At 55.3% G+C, this 15,287-nt stretch carries 15 protein-coding genes; 6 read left to right on the top strand and 9 right to left on the bottom strand.

All coding sequences use genetic code 11. The annotated features are described in order from the left end of the window. Positions 1-13 precede the first annotated feature (13 nt). The gene (clpA, locus tag FRD01_RS07490) at positions 14-2,299 is read left to right on the top strand and encodes an ATP-dependent Clp protease ATP-binding subunit ClpA (RefSeq protein WP_146958770.1); all 2,286 of its coding nucleotides are present in this window, start codon (positions 14-16) and stop codon (positions 2,297-2,299) included. Here clpA and FRD01_RS07495 read toward each other — a convergent pair. Then, positions 2,285-3,811, bottom strand: coding sequence for a serine/threonine-protein kinase (locus FRD01_RS07495; protein WP_146958771.1), 1,527 nt, complete (start codon positions 3,809-3,811; stop codon positions 2,285-2,287). The genes clpA and FRD01_RS07495 overlap by 15 nt on opposite strands. Before the next feature lie 171 nt (positions 3,812-3,982). On the opposite strand from FRD01_RS07495, the gene FRD01_RS07500 reads away from it, so the two are divergent. From FRD01_RS07500 to hrpB, 4 genes are all read left to right on the top strand, one after another. Beyond that, positions 3,983-4,675, top strand: a complete 693-nt coding sequence (locus FRD01_RS07500; RefSeq protein ID WP_146958772.1) for a hypothetical protein — start codon at positions 3,983-3,985, stop codon at positions 4,673-4,675. 69 nt (positions 4,676-4,744) lie between these two features. Then, positions 4,745-5,380, top strand: a complete 636-nt coding sequence (locus FRD01_RS07505; protein WP_146958773.1) for a Crp/Fnr family transcriptional regulator — start codon at positions 4,745-4,747, stop codon at positions 5,378-5,380. Then, a complete protein-coding gene (locus FRD01_RS07510; protein ID WP_146958774.1) occupies positions 5,377-6,027 on the top strand; it encodes a hypothetical protein in 651 nt (216 codons plus the stop codon). Before FRD01_RS07505 ends, FRD01_RS07510 begins: the two co-directional genes overlap by 4 nt. After that, positions 6,027-8,423 carry an ATP-dependent helicase HrpB gene (gene hrpB / locus FRD01_RS07515; protein ID WP_146958775.1) on the top strand — a complete coding sequence of 799 codons (2,397 nt, stop codon included), beginning with the start codon at positions 6,027-6,029 and terminating at the stop codon, positions 8,421-8,423. The genes FRD01_RS07510 and hrpB overlap by 1 nt, the downstream gene beginning before the upstream one ends. A 5-nt stretch (positions 8,424-8,428) precedes the next feature. Here the strand turns inward: hrpB and FRD01_RS07520 are convergent, their stop codons facing one another. The 7 genes from FRD01_RS07520 to FRD01_RS07550 are packed head-to-tail and all read right to left on the bottom strand — an operon-like array spanning position 8,429 to position 12,979. Continuing rightward, positions 8,429-8,815: a hypothetical protein gene (locus FRD01_RS07520; RefSeq protein ID WP_146958776.1), complete on the bottom strand. Its 387-nt coding sequence runs from the start codon at positions 8,813-8,815 to the stop codon at positions 8,429-8,431. Further along, complete coding sequence (locus tag FRD01_RS07525) at positions 8,812-9,294, bottom strand: hypothetical protein (protein WP_146958777.1); 483 nt, start codon at positions 9,292-9,294, stop codon at positions 8,812-8,814. Before FRD01_RS07525 ends, FRD01_RS07520 begins: the two co-directional genes overlap by 4 nt. A gap of 7 nt (positions 9,295-9,301) precedes the next feature. After that, the gene (gene sctN, locus FRD01_RS07530; protein ID WP_249756097.1) at positions 9,302-10,618 is read right to left on the bottom strand and encodes a type III secretion system ATPase SctN; all 1,317 of its coding nucleotides are present in this window, start codon (positions 10,616-10,618) and stop codon (positions 9,302-9,304) included. Further along, on the bottom strand, positions 10,618-11,259 hold the full coding sequence (locus FRD01_RS07535; RefSeq protein ID WP_146958779.1) for a FliH/SctL family protein: 642 nt from the start codon (positions 11,257-11,259) through the stop codon (positions 10,618-10,620). Before FRD01_RS07535 ends, sctN begins: the two co-directional genes overlap by 1 nt. Further along, entirely contained in the window at positions 11,256-11,816 is a 561-nt protein-coding gene (locus tag FRD01_RS07540; protein ID WP_146958780.1) for a hypothetical protein, read from the bottom strand. The genes FRD01_RS07535 and FRD01_RS07540 overlap by 4 nt, the downstream gene beginning before the upstream one ends. Then, entirely contained in the window at positions 11,813-12,556 is a 744-nt protein-coding gene (locus tag FRD01_RS07545) for a hypothetical protein (protein ID WP_146958781.1), read from the bottom strand. The genes FRD01_RS07540 and FRD01_RS07545 overlap by 4 nt, the downstream gene beginning before the upstream one ends. A gap of 3 nt (positions 12,557-12,559) precedes the next feature. Further along, positions 12,560-12,979 carry a hypothetical protein gene (locus tag FRD01_RS07550; RefSeq protein ID WP_146958782.1) on the bottom strand — a complete coding sequence of 140 codons (420 nt, stop codon included), beginning with the start codon at positions 12,977-12,979 and terminating at the stop codon, positions 12,560-12,562. A gap of 161 nt (positions 12,980-13,140) precedes the next feature. Here FRD01_RS07550 and FRD01_RS07555 point away from each other — a divergent pair, with 161 nt between their 5' ends. Beyond that, positions 13,141-13,902, top strand: a complete 762-nt coding sequence (locus FRD01_RS07555; RefSeq protein ID WP_146958783.1) for a hypothetical protein — start codon at positions 13,141-13,143, stop codon at positions 13,900-13,902. A gap of 2 nt (positions 13,903-13,904) precedes the next feature. Here FRD01_RS07555 and FRD01_RS07560 read toward each other — a convergent pair whose 3' ends face one another. Continuing rightward, complete coding sequence (locus FRD01_RS07560) at positions 13,905-15,281, bottom strand: Rossmann-fold NAD(P)-binding domain-containing protein (protein ID WP_146958784.1); 1,377 nt, start codon at positions 15,279-15,281, stop codon at positions 13,905-13,907. Positions 15,282-15,287 lie beyond the last annotated feature (6 nt).

Below are 15,287 nucleotides of genomic sequence, written 5' to 3' on the forward strand. Positions count from 1 at the left end.
GGCGGAGTTCTGAATGATTCAAAAAGATCTCGAAGTCGCTCTCTACACCGCGTACCGCGAGGCAAAAGAGCGCCGACACGAATACCTTACTCTCGAGCATTTGCTCTACGTGCTCTGCTTTGACGCGACCTCTCGGAAGATATTGAAGGCGCTCGGAGCAAACATCGAGGACCTCAAAACCGAACTCGACAAACACCTCAACCAGAATATGGAGCGCTATCCGGCGGGCCAGGAGATCGAACCCGAGCAGACGCGCGCATTCCAACGCGTGATGCAGAGGGCCGTCTTGCACGTCCAGAGTTCCGGAAAAGCTGAGGTAGACGGCGGCAATGTGCTCGTCGCACTCTTCGCAGAGCCGGAATCGTACGCAGTCTACTTCCTTGAGGAACAGGGTGTGACGAGACTCGCGCTCGTTAGCTACATCTCTCACGGGAGCGGCGCACCTGGGCGCGATGACGACGACCCGGGCCTGGGTGCTTCTCGGCGAAAGAAAGACATGGTGGGCAGTGATGAAGACGATGACGCTATAGAAAACCCTCTCGAGGAGTTTTGTTCGAATCTGGTTGAACGCGCCACCAATGGCGATATTGATCCGCTCATCGGCCGCGAGCACGAGGTTGAGCGAACGATGCAGATCCTCAGTCGCCGTCGCAAAAACAACCCGATTCTGGTCGGAGACCCGGGCGTTGGAAAGACAGCCATTGCCGAGGGTTTGGCGTGGAAAATTTCAACGGGAGATGTCCCACAAACGTTAAAAAACGCCACCATCTGGTCATTAGATCTAGGCGGAATGCTCGCCGGGACAAAGTTCCGAGGCCAGTTCGAAGAGCGTCTTAAGGCGGTCATGAACGAGTTGACCGAGCAGGAAAACGCGATTCTCTTCATCGACGAGATTCATACGATCGTTGGCGCTGGCGCTACGTCGGGCGGCACCATGGATGCATCAAACATCCTCAAGCCGGCACTCGCTTCGGGCAAATTGCGTTGCATCGGATCCACCACACACGACGAGTTCCGGCGCTCTTTCGACAAAGACAGAGCGCTCGCGAGACGTTTCCAAAAGGTCGATGTGAACGAACCGTCGCTCGACGAAACCCGAGATATTCTCAAGGGCCTCAAGAAGTATTACGCCGAGTTTCACGGAGTCGAATACACCGATGAAGCACTCGAAGCGGCGGCCCATTTGGCCAACAAGCATATCCGGGACAAAGCAAACCCGGACAAGGCGATCGATATCGTGGACGAGGCCGGTGCGAGATATCGACTTCATCCCGAGGAGTTCGAATCGAAGGTGATCGATGTCCCTGAGATTGAAAAGATCGTGGCCAAGATCGCGCGGATCCCAGAGATCACGGTGGAAGGCTCCGACAAGGAAACCCTCGCTCAGCTTGAAACTCGCCTCAAAGAGTCAGTTTATGATCAAAACGAGGCCATCGATGCCGTTGTTACTGCGGTCAAGATGTCCAGGGCAGGTCTGACGCGCGCCGATAAACCCGTCGGGAATTTCATCTTCGCGGGCCCAACCGGTGTTGGAAAAACCGAGGTTGCCAAGCAACTTGCGGAGGCTCTAGGTATCGCATTTCTGCGCTACGACATGTCTGAGTACATGGAGAGGCATTCTGTCAGCCGCCTAATTGGAGCGCCTCCTGGCTATGTAGGGTACGATCAAGGCGGGCAACTCACCGAGGCTATTCGCAAATCGCCGCATGCTGTCGTGCTTCTCGACGAAATCGAAAAGGCGCACCCCGATATTTTCAATATCTTGCTCCAAATCATGGATGCGGCGCGCTTGACCGACAATAACGGCCGAGAAACAGACTTCCGAAATGTCATCTTGATTATGACGAGCAACGCTGGCGCCCAAGACATGGCCGCAAACGTTGTCGGATTTGGCAAAGGAGTCGACGTCAGCCGTGGAAAAACAGCCATCGACAAGATGTTCCCACCCGAGTTCCGAAACCGCCTCGACGGTATCGTGCTCTTCAACCCACTCAAACCTGAGGTCATGGGCAAAATCGTGGACAAGTTTGTCGCTGAATTAGCGCTCCAATTGGCCGAGAAAAACGTACGCATCGAGCTCAGTTCCAGAGCAAGAGACGTGCTCGCCAAGGAAGGATACGACGAACGTCTGGGCGCTCGACCACTCGCCAGAGTCATTCAAGAAAAGGTCAAACAACCTTTGGCGAATGAAATCCTATTCGGAGCTTTGGAGAAAGGCGGTATCGCTACGATCGACGCAAAGGACGAGAACTTAACCTTCGAATTTGATGCTGATGAGGACGATTCAAAAGCTGAGTAGAGGCTCAGCGGTTTCTTTCTTTTCAGGCTCAGCCTTCTTTTCGACAGCTTTTGGTTTTGGGGCCGCGATTTGCTCTTTCTTCGGCTCCACCTTCGGCGTTGGTTTCTGCTGAACAATTGCGGGCTTCAAGGCTGGGATAGGAATCACCACCTCAGGCTTCGGGTCTGCCACAGCCGGCGCGGTCTCTTCGGGCTTTTCCTCTACCGGCACCTCTTTCGGTACTGCTTCCAAGGTGGCTTCTTCCGCCTTGGGCTCTACGGCTGGCGTCACTTTAGGATTCGGGAGTTCGGGTTCGGACTTCGTGATTCTCCTCGGCCGCTCGTTCTTGGCGTCCACCAAAAGGTCACTCGTCGACTTGCTGAGATTTAGAGCCAATGAGAGAGCGTCTTTTCCTTCTGCCAGCGCGAGCTCGACCGTTGGATTATCCAAACGCTCCACGTCCTCTGGGGGTGCCGGGCTCTCCTCGACTTCAACCACAGCAACCGCCGCAGGCTCAGTGGTTTTCGAGGCGTCCCCATCCAATTCTTGAGGCGCAGGGTCTGAGGCACTCCAATAGAATCCCGCAGAAGCCACGACACCCAATGCCAGGATGGCCACAAGTCCTAAGGTTAGCCCGCGTTTTTTGCCGCTCCGCGGCTCCTCCACGCTCTCGAAAGCGCCTGTGGTAAGCACCGGTTTTGTCATCCCGTCAAAGGTCGACTGCTCACCCAAACTCAGCTGCTTCAAAATCGAAAGCACATCGGCTGGAGAAGGCCGTTCACTCGGTGTCTTCGCCAAACAACGGTCAATGAGCAGTGATAGACCCGCCGGCACGCCTGGCGCCAAATCGGCGAGCTTCGGAGGCTCTCTATGAACGTGCGAGAAGCCGTTATCCCCATCAATGAACGGTAATCGACCCGCAGTGAGTTCAAAAAGAGAAACCCCTAGCGCATAGATGTCGGTGGCGCCCGAAAGTTGATCCCCCGTAAACTGCTCAGGAGCCATATAGGCTGGCGAACCACGTACCCGCGTCCCGCGCTCAGCGAGCACCTCAAGGGAGCGTGCGAGACCAAAATCAATGAGTTTGACGTCGCCACCTGGCTGCATCATGACGTTCGCAGGTTTCAAATCACGATGAATGAACCCGTTCTGGTGTAAGTACTGAATCGCGAGGGTGAGCTGCATCCCGATGTCGATCACCGTCTCGACATCTAAATTACCCTGGGCTCGGAGCACGTCATCGAGATTGTCGCCTTCGACGTACTCTAGAACCATCATCACGCGCGTGTTGTGCTCCATCACGTCGAACACGCTCACGAGGTTGGGATGCTTGAGGCTCGCGAGTGCCTGTCCCTCAGTGAGGAAAATATCCTGCGCTTCTTGTAGGTGAGCCAATTCTTCGCTGAGAATCTTCACGGCGACCGGACGGTTCAAAACCGTGTCTTTCGCCCGCAGAACCACGCCCATTCCTCCGCGGCCCAAAATCCGCTCAAACTCGTAGCGGGTCCCCATATCGAAATCTTTGTAGGACATCTTCACCTAAATTAAATCACCAAGGTCACTCTACAGCTTTGCAGGCGCAAATCAAAACCGCCACGCATCCCTAGGATTGAGAATCCGCATTCGAAGATGCAAAACTTTTCTGGAATCTTTTTTTCTTCTCTCGCGTTCTGTACACTGTGAAAGGAAACACACGAGGTCCGCATGAAAACAAATATCTTTAGATTTATAGGAGAAGCCCTGCTCTGGGTGGTGTCGAATGTGATTTCGGTGCTTCTACCCACAGCGCTAGCGTTCTTCCTCATCACTGAGGTTTTCCATGTAGCCGTGCCCTTCCACCCGCGCCTAGCTTGGCTCTACGTGCTTCCCTTCGCACTGGCGACTTTGACATGGGGCAGTTGGGCGGCACTGACCTGGACCAAGACACGAGCACTTCGTGTAGGCATGCGGGCATCTACCGCTGTCCCAGGTCTCCTTCTCAGCTTCTTCGGACTCTTCTTCATTAAGTCGGGCTTCGGGTTTGTTCCGGGCCTCGCCATGGTGATGGCCGGAATCGGTGCCGTGGCACTTTCAACGATTCTATCGAAGACCTTCGGCGCTAAGGCCGCAAACAGCACTCCAGTTGGCCTTCTGGCCGGGCTGGCTGCATTCCCAGCACTGGCGACCCTCATGGCTGCGGGCGTGGGTTCTCTTTGGTTCCAACTCGTGATCAAACACGTTGAGACCGTCAGCCAAGGCGTTGGCTGTATGCCACTTTCTCCTCTCTTTCACGCAGAACGATTCATCGACCTCTCCACCGTGATGGTGACCATCATGTCGTGGACATTGATCTCTACGGTCGTTCCCGCGATCGCTAGCAGCCTGATTCAGCGTGGCTGCAAGGCTCTCGGCTTCTAAGACGGCTCCTAGAAGACAGCCCGGTGCTTTTCTGGCATCATCTGACTCTACTGTTTCGATGGATGCCCCGTGTCTTTCTGGTACCTCCACCCTGCTAAAATTCTGCGTGACCTCGACCGAAGTACACTCGACCAACTCTCTGAAGCTGGACGACTCAAGCGCTGGGGTCACCGAGCAAGCATCCCAAACGCCCAGGACGTGGACTACGTCTCGTTAATCCTCAAAGGCTCGGTCGACGTACAAAATCTCGGCCTCAGGCTTCAAAAGGGAGACCTCTTTGGCACGCTAAGTCTAGAACTTCAGAACCCGCTTCGCGCTTTTGACGACGCCCTGATCTGCGAAGTTCCCAAAGCTGATTTCCTGGCCATCACCGAAGGCAAGCTCCCTCCGCGGCAGACCAACATGCGGCTGCGAGCGAAAGCGCTCAAGGTCGATACTAGTCGCCTCCTCTTCACAGAACCCGCCGAGCGAATCCGTCTCACGATGGCCGAGCTCGCTGAGACTTACGGCGAAAAGCTTGAATCAGGTCACGTACTTCCGCCGCTCAAAGCCAGACATTTTGCTCAACTCACAGGCTTATCAATGAGCCAAACTCGTGGCATCCTCAACCAGTTACAAGACTCAAAACTGGTCCAGACCTCACGAGGAGTGTTGATCATTCCCGATCTGGAAACGATTTTGAGGGTGGAGGAGACAAAACTATGACAAAGCGCGGCGCACACCAGGTCGTTCGATCGAGCCTGATGATCGGCATCCAACTAGATGATATCGACTACCGAAACTTTCTAAAGGATTACCATCGCGACCTTGAGGAACGCTTCCCCTCTGAGGACTTTCCTGAGTTTGCTCCAAACACAGTCTTGGAGACCCTGATCACAAAACTCGAACCAGAAGCTGCTGACTCCCATGCTGGCTGCAGGTACGACGTGATGAAGGCTTTCGCTCAAAAGCACCACAGACTGGATCTCGCGATGACCGCGAGCGATTTTGGCCCTTTTGAACAACGTCGCTCGCCCTATTCGTTTGACCGAGCCTACTACCACTTGGGCCGCACCATCTGTTCGGCGCGATTGAAGATGGAGTTCCCTGGGTACAACCCGTACAGATCGACTCGGAAATGGGATCTGGAGTTCGTTCGCCAAAATCTCGACAATGTCTTCGAGATTCTTCCCGACTACCTCTGGTGGTCTCTTCACGATCAGCGTGATGCCATCGAAAACGCACTCGCCGACGAACAACTCAAGCAAGTGCAACGCTCCATCGAGGCCTCAGGATATAAGGTCCAGAATTTCGGGCTCTACCTGAGCACGCTTGAGACCCTACATCTCGAAGAAGAAGAGATTCCCGACTAATGCAACCCTTGCCGGTGGATGAGATCGTCCAAGATGTCATCCAAGAACTCGCTCACAATCAGGCCCTCGTCATTGAGGCACCGCCCGGTGCTGGCAAGTCCACACGTCTGCCGGCTCGACTCTTTCCCCATATCAACGGTAGGATTCTCCTCCTCGAGCCCCGTCGAGTTGCAACTCGCTCCATAGCTGCGCGAATTGCCTCCGAGCTCGGGGTAAAGTTGGGCAATGAGGTCGGATATCAGGTGCGCTTTGATGATCGGACTTCGAAGCACACCAAACTCGTGGTCATGACTGAGGGAATTCTCGCGTCTCGTCTCTACGACGACCCATTCTTGGACGGCGTGGACCTCGTGATCTTGGATGAGTTTCACGAACGCTCCATTCATTCGGATTTGACGCTGGCCTTCCTAAAGGAAGTCCTGGAGGCACGCGAAGACCTGCGCGTCATGATCATGTCCGCAACCATCGGGACTCAGCCACTGATCGACTACCTTGGCGCAAAGCTCGTGCGCTCTGACGGTCAGATTTTCCCCGTAGAGGTCGAGTACCAACCAGAGAGTCTTTTCGAGAAACTTCGCGCGTCACGGCAACTCGACCCATTGGTTCACGCGGTGCAAAAGGCCGTCGACTCGAAGAACCACGCTGGAGATATTTTAGTATTTCTGCCTGGCGCCCGTGAGATCAACGCGTGTCTGGCGGGCCTGAAGACTTCAAGACAAATCCTTACACTCTTCGGCTCCATGAAAGCCTCGGAACAAGACAGAGTCCTCGAGCCTTCGCAGCAGGCGAGGATCATACTCGCCACGAATATTGCCGAGACGTCACTTACGATTCCAGGCGTTCGAACGGTGATCGATTCGGGGCTCCAAAGACAAATGACCACGAGCCCCGCAAGCGGGTTTGAAACTCTTGAGCTCACGCGGATCTCTATGGCGAGCGCCAAGCAGCGAGCCGGCCGTTCTGGGCGCGAAGGCCCCGGACACGTCATCAGGCTTTGGAGCCCACACGAAGAGCATCTGATGCCGGAGTTTGAGACCCCCGAAGTTCATCGCATCGACCTGACGGCTCCCGTCCTTGGCGTTTGGAATTGGACCTCGTCAAGTGCACGTGACTTCGATTGGTTCGAGGCGCCCAGTCCCGCGCGAATCACAAGAGCCGAGGAGGTGTTGAGCTCGATCGGCGCGCTCGACGCCGGTGAACTCACAGACGCCGGGCGAAGCATGAATCGCTCGTCGTTGAGCCCTCGACTCTCGCGAGTACTACTCGAAGCAAAGAGCTGCGGCATTTCAAGACGAACAGCCCGAATCGTCGCAATCCTCAATGAGGCTGATTTCGCTGAAAATCGACCGAATCAGCCGTGGGACTCCGACCTTCTCTTTCGAGAAAGTCTATTCTTGGCCGGAAAAGGCCACCCGATGCGTCTTGATTTGGTTCGGAAGCTCGAAAGTAGGCTTTCCGATGGATCAGAGGATCGTGTTTCGGATGACAAGACCGTTTTGCAATGCCTGATGGCCGGATTTCCGGACCGCATTGGCATCAAACGAAGTGATGGATACGCCATCTCTGGGGGATACTTCGCTACGCTCTCCAGGGAATCGGTACTCTTCGAGAATCCGCCGGACTTTGTGATCGCCCACCAGATCTTGGATACGGCGGGGACACCTATGATTCGTCAGGCATCGAGAATCGAGCCCGAATGGTTAGTGTCTGCGCTGGGCCATCTCGTGGAGACATCGATTCAAACCGAGTTCAATCAGGACCTTGAACGTGTGGTTGCTCGTCAAGTCAAAAGCTTTATGGGGCTCGCCATCGAATCCAAGGAGATTTCGATATCAAAAGCAGACCCACTCGAGGTCGCAGAAACACTTCGTAAGGCCGCCGCCTCAGATTGGGATAAGGCCTTCGGAATCAACGAGAAACAAGACATTCTTCATCGCCTTGAATTCCTGCGAGACTACTACCCTGAGGAGATCCCGTCTCGAGAGGCCTTGCAGGAAGCGCTCTCAAACTCAATTTGGGGAAAGTCCAGTTTCAAGGAACTTCGCGCGATGTCTTTTCCGCAAATCGTTCAGCAGGGGCTGACCCACCGCGCGCGCTCACTCTTGGACGCTGAGGCCCCCACACATATCCAAGTGCCGAGTGGAAGGAAACACGCCCTCGATTACACGCAGAATCCTCCGGTTCTAGCCGTGAGAATTCAGGAACTCTTCGGGATGCAGGATGCCCCACGCATTGCGGGCGGGAAGGTCAAAGTGATGCTACATCTGCTGGCGCCCAACTACCGCCCTCAACAAGTCACGAACGACCTTACGAGCTTTTGGAAGAACACCTACCCAGAGATTAGAAAGGAGCTAAGGGCGAGGTACCCAAAACATTCGTGGCCAGAAAACCCCTGAGCCGATCAGGACTTCTCGGCGCGACTCATCAATTCGTGTTTGAGTGCACCGTAGAACTTCAACACATCCACCATCCTATCCACGCGATGCGCTCCAGCCGAGTCGAGCCCTTGTTTGAGCGAATCGACTTGCCCAGGAAGACGCTGGAGAATCGCGGTCATCTCCCGTGAGTCAGGCGGAGAGCCGCCTCGAAAAGGAGGCGCCGGCGTTAGTGTTGATGGCGACTCTGCGAGCGAATCCAAACGGGCGAGCAACTCACCCACCACGTTGGCCAGGTGTGACTCCTGAAGCCCGCCGGATTCGTTGATGACAGCCTTTCGAAGCTCCTCGACTCGATCTGGAGAGCCTGTATCCCAAAGAGCGTCCGCCCTGTTTTCTCCAACTCTATTCATTGTTTGCTCCATCCTCTGATTGCAATTTCATCGAGCGCGTCTGCTGCCTTTCGATCGGCCTCCAGATCCTGCTCCGCCTTCCAACCCTCAAAGTGTTTCTCAACCGCCATCACAGCTTTTTGCGCCTCTTGGAACGCCTTGAGGGCCTCTTGAACCACGCTCTTCTGGTGCTCCTGAGCTGCGCGTTCCGCAGTCCTCACAGACTCCTCAGCCCGGACCACATCATCTTTGAGAGCCCTCTCAAATTCTCGATGCAGACCGATATCGGTCATCAAGATTTCGTCGCCGGAGCGTGCGCGACGGGCCTCCTCTTGTGCACTCACGACGGCTTGCCTGGCGGATTCAAGTCGAGCCTCCTCTTGGCGCACTTGAGCGGCCAGGCGCTCCTGATCGCGCAAAGTCTCCGCGTAGGCTTGTTCGGCCAGATCACGCTCTTGTTCGCGAATCTTTCGCAGCGTTGCCAATGGATAGTCGTTCATCAAAACCTCACGCCACGATATCCATCATCAACTGTACGGTTTCATCCAAGGTCGTCCATTCATCGAGCCGCTGCTTAAGCACCGACTCAACTTCCTCAATCACATCGATGGCGAAGTCTACCTTCTCATCCGTGCCGTATTCGTAAGCGCCGAGCGAAATCAAATCGCGCTTGGCTTCGTACTCTGCAAGCACCTCTCTAAAGCGCCCAGCAGCCGCCTGGTGGTCTTTTGACACGACGGCCCCCATCACACGCGACAATGAAGGTAAAACGTCAATAGCGGGCCAATGGTTGCGTGCTCCGAGTTTGCGATTCAAGATGATATGCCCGTCGAGGATACCCCTGACCTCGTCTGCGATGGGCTCCTCCATGTCCCCGCCAGCTACGAGAACCGTGTAGAGTGCGGTAATCGAGCCCTTTCCAGAGTTTCCCGTTCGCTCCAAAAGACGTGGCAACATGCTGAAGACGCTCGGCGGATAACCTTGTCGCGCCGGTGGTTCGCCCGCGGCGAGTCCGACCTCGCGCTGAGCTCTGGCGAAACGTGTCACCGAGTCCATCATCAGGAGCACACTTTGACCGCGGTCGCGGAACCACTCACAGACTGCGGTCGCAACGAACGCGGACTTCAGACGCACAAGGCTCGGTGCGTCACTCGTCGCACAAATCACCACCGAGCGCTTTAGCCCTTCTTCACCCAAGACCTCTTCGATGAAATCGCGCACCTCGCGTCCGCGCTCGCCGATCAAGCAAATCACGATCACATCGGCGTTTGCGCCACGCGCAATCTGCCCCATCAAGGTGGACTTACCTACACCCGAACCTGCAAAGAGACCTACCCTTTGACCCTGCCCCACGGTAAGGAGGCCGTCGATCGCCCGAACTCCGGTGACCATGGGCTCGTGAATCGGGATTCGCTCAAGAGGATGAGGCGCGGCGCGGTCGATCGACCACGGCTCAAACCCCTCCCCAATCAACGGCGGACCATCGTCGATTGGACGACCAAGCCCGTCGAGTACTCGCCCCTTGAGTCCGTTTCCACACATGATTGAGAAAGGCTTTCCGGTGGTTTCAACTTCGGCGGTATTGCTCACGCCATCCACGTTTCCAAGTGGCATCAAGACCGCGCTTTCACCCCGGAATCCAACAATCTCCGCGTATCGATCTTCTCCTGCAGAATTCCGAATGCGCACCACATCTCCGATACTCGCGTCCGGCACGATGGCCCGGATCACAAGCCCCGTGACCTCCTCCACTCGCCCGCGCATCTTGGTGGTCTGCACATCATCGAGCTTGTTGAGGTATTTTGAAAGAAGTCGATCGCTCATCATGACACCAATGCATCGCGTAGAATCTGAAGCTGAGTATCCAACCGGCCATCGATGCGGCCCACCTCGGTCTCGATCACGCATTCCCCGCGCGAAAGTGTGGCATCGTCATCAAAATAGACCGCGGCTCCCTCGAGTTCCTGTGAGAGCGTTTGTTGTTGAGCACGCACTAGTTCCAAATCGTCTGGGTGCACCCGAAAGACAAGAGAACGGCGCCCTCTGGCACTTTGCGCCACCTCCTTGAGAACGTCGAGGACGAGCTCCGGTTCAGCCTCGATCTTCTTCGAGATAATCCGCCTCGCCAGTGCGAAGGCGAGGTCGAGCGCCTCGGATTCGGCCTCTTGCAGAAGTGCTTCACGCTCCGCCCTGACCTTCGCGAGCTCGTGGGTCAAAGACGCCCACGCCTCTTGCTGACCTTGCTCACGCGCCTCCTCGCGAATCGCGTCTGCCTCGGCTACCGCCTTGCTTACAACATCCTCTGCCTCCTTAGTCGCGCGCTCTAGGATCGCGTCGATTTCAAGCATCGCCTTGACCTCACGAACACTGACTTTCTTGCGTTCGGCCGCAAAGATGGGTTCGACGAAGGGTTTTGAACTCTCTGAGATCTCGAGTCGCTTTAGAAGTCTTGGACTTTCACTCATGGACTACTCTCTCGACTAAAGAAATTCGCCAACGTCTTTCTAAAGGCCTGATCGATTGCATGGTGCTCTTCGAGTTGGGCCTTCACCATGAGCCTGCGAAGCACCCGAGCATCCTCAACGTCAATTCGCTGGGCGATCCTCTCGATGGCGCGCCAGTACCTTCGGCCCGCTGCGTGCGCGATCACGATCTTTCCAAGAGAAGAGGCAAGCTGTGCCGGCTCCGCAACCAACCTTGTAACGTAGGGCTCCATCACACCGATCTCTTCCTTGGAAATCTCCACGCTCAACGCCCGCTTGTTCAACTCACTCCACGCACTCTCGGACCACGATCGCTGTAATCTCACTAGGAGCCTACGATCATTGCCCCGCAACTTGAGCACATAGAGTAGGCCAACTCGTTCAAAGAGTTCAGTAAAGCCCCCTGCCCGAGCTAATTCATCAAGGTTGATTCCGGAGGATTCTCCCTTCATCTCGGCCGCTACGTCTGCTGGCAGAAACTCCAAGAGCCCGACGTCGTCTCCAACCCAATCTTTCAACGCGAGTTCTTCTGACGTCATCGTTTTCGCATCACCAAGAAGAGAACAGCCCCGACCAAGACCAAGATCACGCTAAAGAGGCCACCGATCGTGGCCTGAAGAGCAAACTTGCCCGAATTGACCACCGCAATCGGCCCAACCTGAGTCACCCGAACTTGTTCTTCGGGCATCACGCTATTCTCCATTTTCGAGAACATGACCTGCACATCTTCAGGGAGCATGCGGTCCACAGCGCCAGTCACAACCCTCGCGATCTCTTCTTCGGTGATCGGTAGCTCTCCCTCCACGACCTCACGATACTTCACCAAAACGCTCGCGCGCGGCCGTGGCGCCTCTTCCCCGCTTAGCCGAATTCTCGGCTGCTCCGGAATCACAAGATTGACCTGAGCGTCCACCACTCCGTCGACCAATACCAGGGTCTGGCGCAGCTCCTGGGCCGTCGCATATTGCACCAAAATCCGCTCCTCGGAGGCGGATGGCACCAGTGCTTCTCGTGGATAAAACTCGCCGAAGCCCTGAACGCGCGGCCTTGGGAGGCCCTCCGAGCTCAGAATATTCCACGCGTCCACACGCACCGCTTCGGGAACAGAAACCGTCCAGAACAACGGGTCACGTGGATCGGGCTTCTTCTGGGCCTCAATTCCCTTGCGCTCAAGAGCCACCACGATCTCATTCGCTTCACGCTCTTCCAAGCCGTGATGGAGCTCCGACGTGCAGCCCAAAATCAAGGTACTAAATAGAATCAAAATAAAGAGTCTCATGGACTATACCTGCGTGTTCAACACTTGTTTGAGGCCACCAGTGACCTTTTCAACGACCTTTGTGGCCAGCTCCACCCTCTGCGCATAGCGATAGGTCACACCCTGCATTTGAAGGAGCTCGGCGTTCGAAAAATCCGCACCGCGCTGAGCGCGTTTCATCATCTTGTCGATCGACTTCTCATCCTTACGAATCGCATCGACGAACGTGTCCACCTTGTTTTGTGTCTCAACTTTTTGAGGCTTGATATTCTCAGCAGCCTGCGTCTCTTTGACCTTTGTGTCAGCTCCCACATTTTCGGTCTTCGTGGAGTCGTTCATCATCTCTTTGAACGCACCCTTCCCCTCCTTCATCCCCGGCTTTTGGGCCGGCTCATATTGGGGAATCGAAACACTTGCCAGACCCCGAGCGCTCACCGGATCCATACCTACCTCCAAAAAAGAGTCTCTCTATATATTTTCGGACACTTTTCCCAAGTGTTGCGAAAAAAGTTCATTTTTTTCACAACCGGCTGATTTTATTGTCAAAAAATCGCACCTATCGCTTCTGATTGACAGGACATCTGCGACTGCTACCCTTGGGAACGATGAAACGCGCGATTTTCCTTAGCATTATCCTCTTTTCGAACTCAGCCTTTGGGGAGGAATACGCCAATTGCTTTGGAGACGGTCTTCGGCTTTACGCTCAGGGGCACTATAACGACGCCCTCGAGAGCCTCTATCGAGCCTATGCTATCAAGCCGTCGGCCGAAGTTCTGAACATCATCGTGCGCACGCATGATTTTGCCGGCCAATGCTCCGCGGTAGAGCGTCAGCTCACGCTTTTCAAAGAGTTGTTTCCCCGCGAAAAATCACCCAAAGCCCAGCTCTGTGCCGAACCAGGAGAGCTGAGAATTGAGTGCACCCCGCACGCTTCTCAGGTGATGATCAACCACACCATGCGTGCCCATTGCGGCACCACCATCAAGGTTCCAGAAGGCACCCATACCGTTCATAGCGACGAACTCAACGAAGCGAAAACCTTTGCGGTGAAGAAGGGTGAGACCACGGTTGCGAAACTTCAACTGGTCCCTCAAAAATGGGCAACTCAGGTGGACAAACTCGACGATTTTCGCCCGTACACCGCCATTAAGAGTGCTGATGGACTCTTCGAAATCTGGGTCCGCTCATCACTTAGAGACGACCCCGAAATGGGTGCCGAAATCCGGGTTCCCGGGTTTACCATCGTCAGAAGTACGGACGGCCTTTACGACATTTCGAGCGACGAGCTCAAACCGGTTGAGCCCGGACGGCGCCCCCTAAAGCCAGCTCCCGGTCCAAAGATCGATATCCCAGCGCTGATGCCCTAAACTCAGGCCAAGAAACGCACGTCTGCCGCTTCACCATCGTGAGAGAGCTCACGCAGAAGCTCAGCGTTCATGCCCTCTTTCTTCCCACAAATCGCAACTACTCGGGTTTCATCCGAACGACGCTCGTTCTCAACGATCGCTGTGCATCTAAGCGCCGCAGCCGAAACGTGCCCGACACCCTCTGGGGGTTCAAAAAGTATGGCGATCATATCGGTAGGATCTCCGGCACAGGCCGCCATAATTACATGAAACGGCGTCAAATCCCGTTGCCATACGCGTTTAAGTTCTTCGACACCATGCGTGCCACCTGCGCACGACGGCAAATGTAGCCATCGGCGAATCGGTCCCATCTCGCGAATCACGTCCAGGGCCTGATAAACCTCATCCGCGATCGATAAGTCGCACGGAATACGGTCCACCGAGGCGAGCGGCTCCTCACCGACAACTAAGACTCGACCTTTCCATGCGTTGGCGATCTCTTCCACCAGGCCATCCCAACCTCCCGATGCATCCGTGATCAAATAGACTCCATCGGATCCACCGTTCACTCCATCGCCAGCTGGTTTCTCGACCATCGACCAGAGCACACGGGCGCCTTCCGGAAGCCCAACCCGTAGCTCATCGGCACCGCCACACAACTCTTCTACCAATTGCTCAGCCACTTCCTCGGGCTTTCGGTACCCCACGTCCAGATCGATGACCTTGACGAGATGCTCCGAAACCTCGCGCGCGAGCTCAGCAATACCCATAAGCCCAAACTGGTACGCATTCTGTGCCGTGCAGGCCTCGGTCGCAAAACGTCCTCCGGTATCCTGAATCAATACCACGCCATTTTGTTCAACTTCGAAAACTGCTCGCATCGCGACATCGAGCCCGGCCCGCATTTTGTCCGGTTCAAGCTGCAGAGCGGCCAACGAGATCACCACATCTGAAGGCACTAAACTCGGACTCAATGTTGCCCAGAACCCTCGTGCGTTCAGCTTTTCAACAAGGTGTTCAGCCACGCCAAACGCGTCAGGCATCACACAAACGGTGGCTCCGTCACGAAGCGCACTAAACGCCTTGCCTGGAGCGGCACTCTCCACAATATGCGGCTCGTATCGCGCATGCCCCTTTGCGGGCGACTCGCGAATCTCACGAATAAACTTCGCGGTCTGTTCCTCGGTTCCAAACGCATGATGAACTGTCTGATCAGGATCGACACCAAATCCCTCAAGAACCTTGAGGAGCTTGGCTTGAGAGCTTCCGATCGCTTCGAGGTACTTTTCATGACTCTGAGCCAATGCCCGTTGGTAGACCTCGTGGGCATGGGTCATTTGACGTTGAGTTTCCTTGTACGCTTCGATCCACTTCGCGATTTCTTCACTCTCATCAGACATCAAGGG

This window comes from Microvenator marinus, from assembly GCF_007993755.1.
GTDB classification, from domain to species: domain Bacteria; phylum Myxococcota_A; class Bradymonadia; order Bradymonadales; family Bradymonadaceae; genus Allomicrovenator; species Allomicrovenator marinus.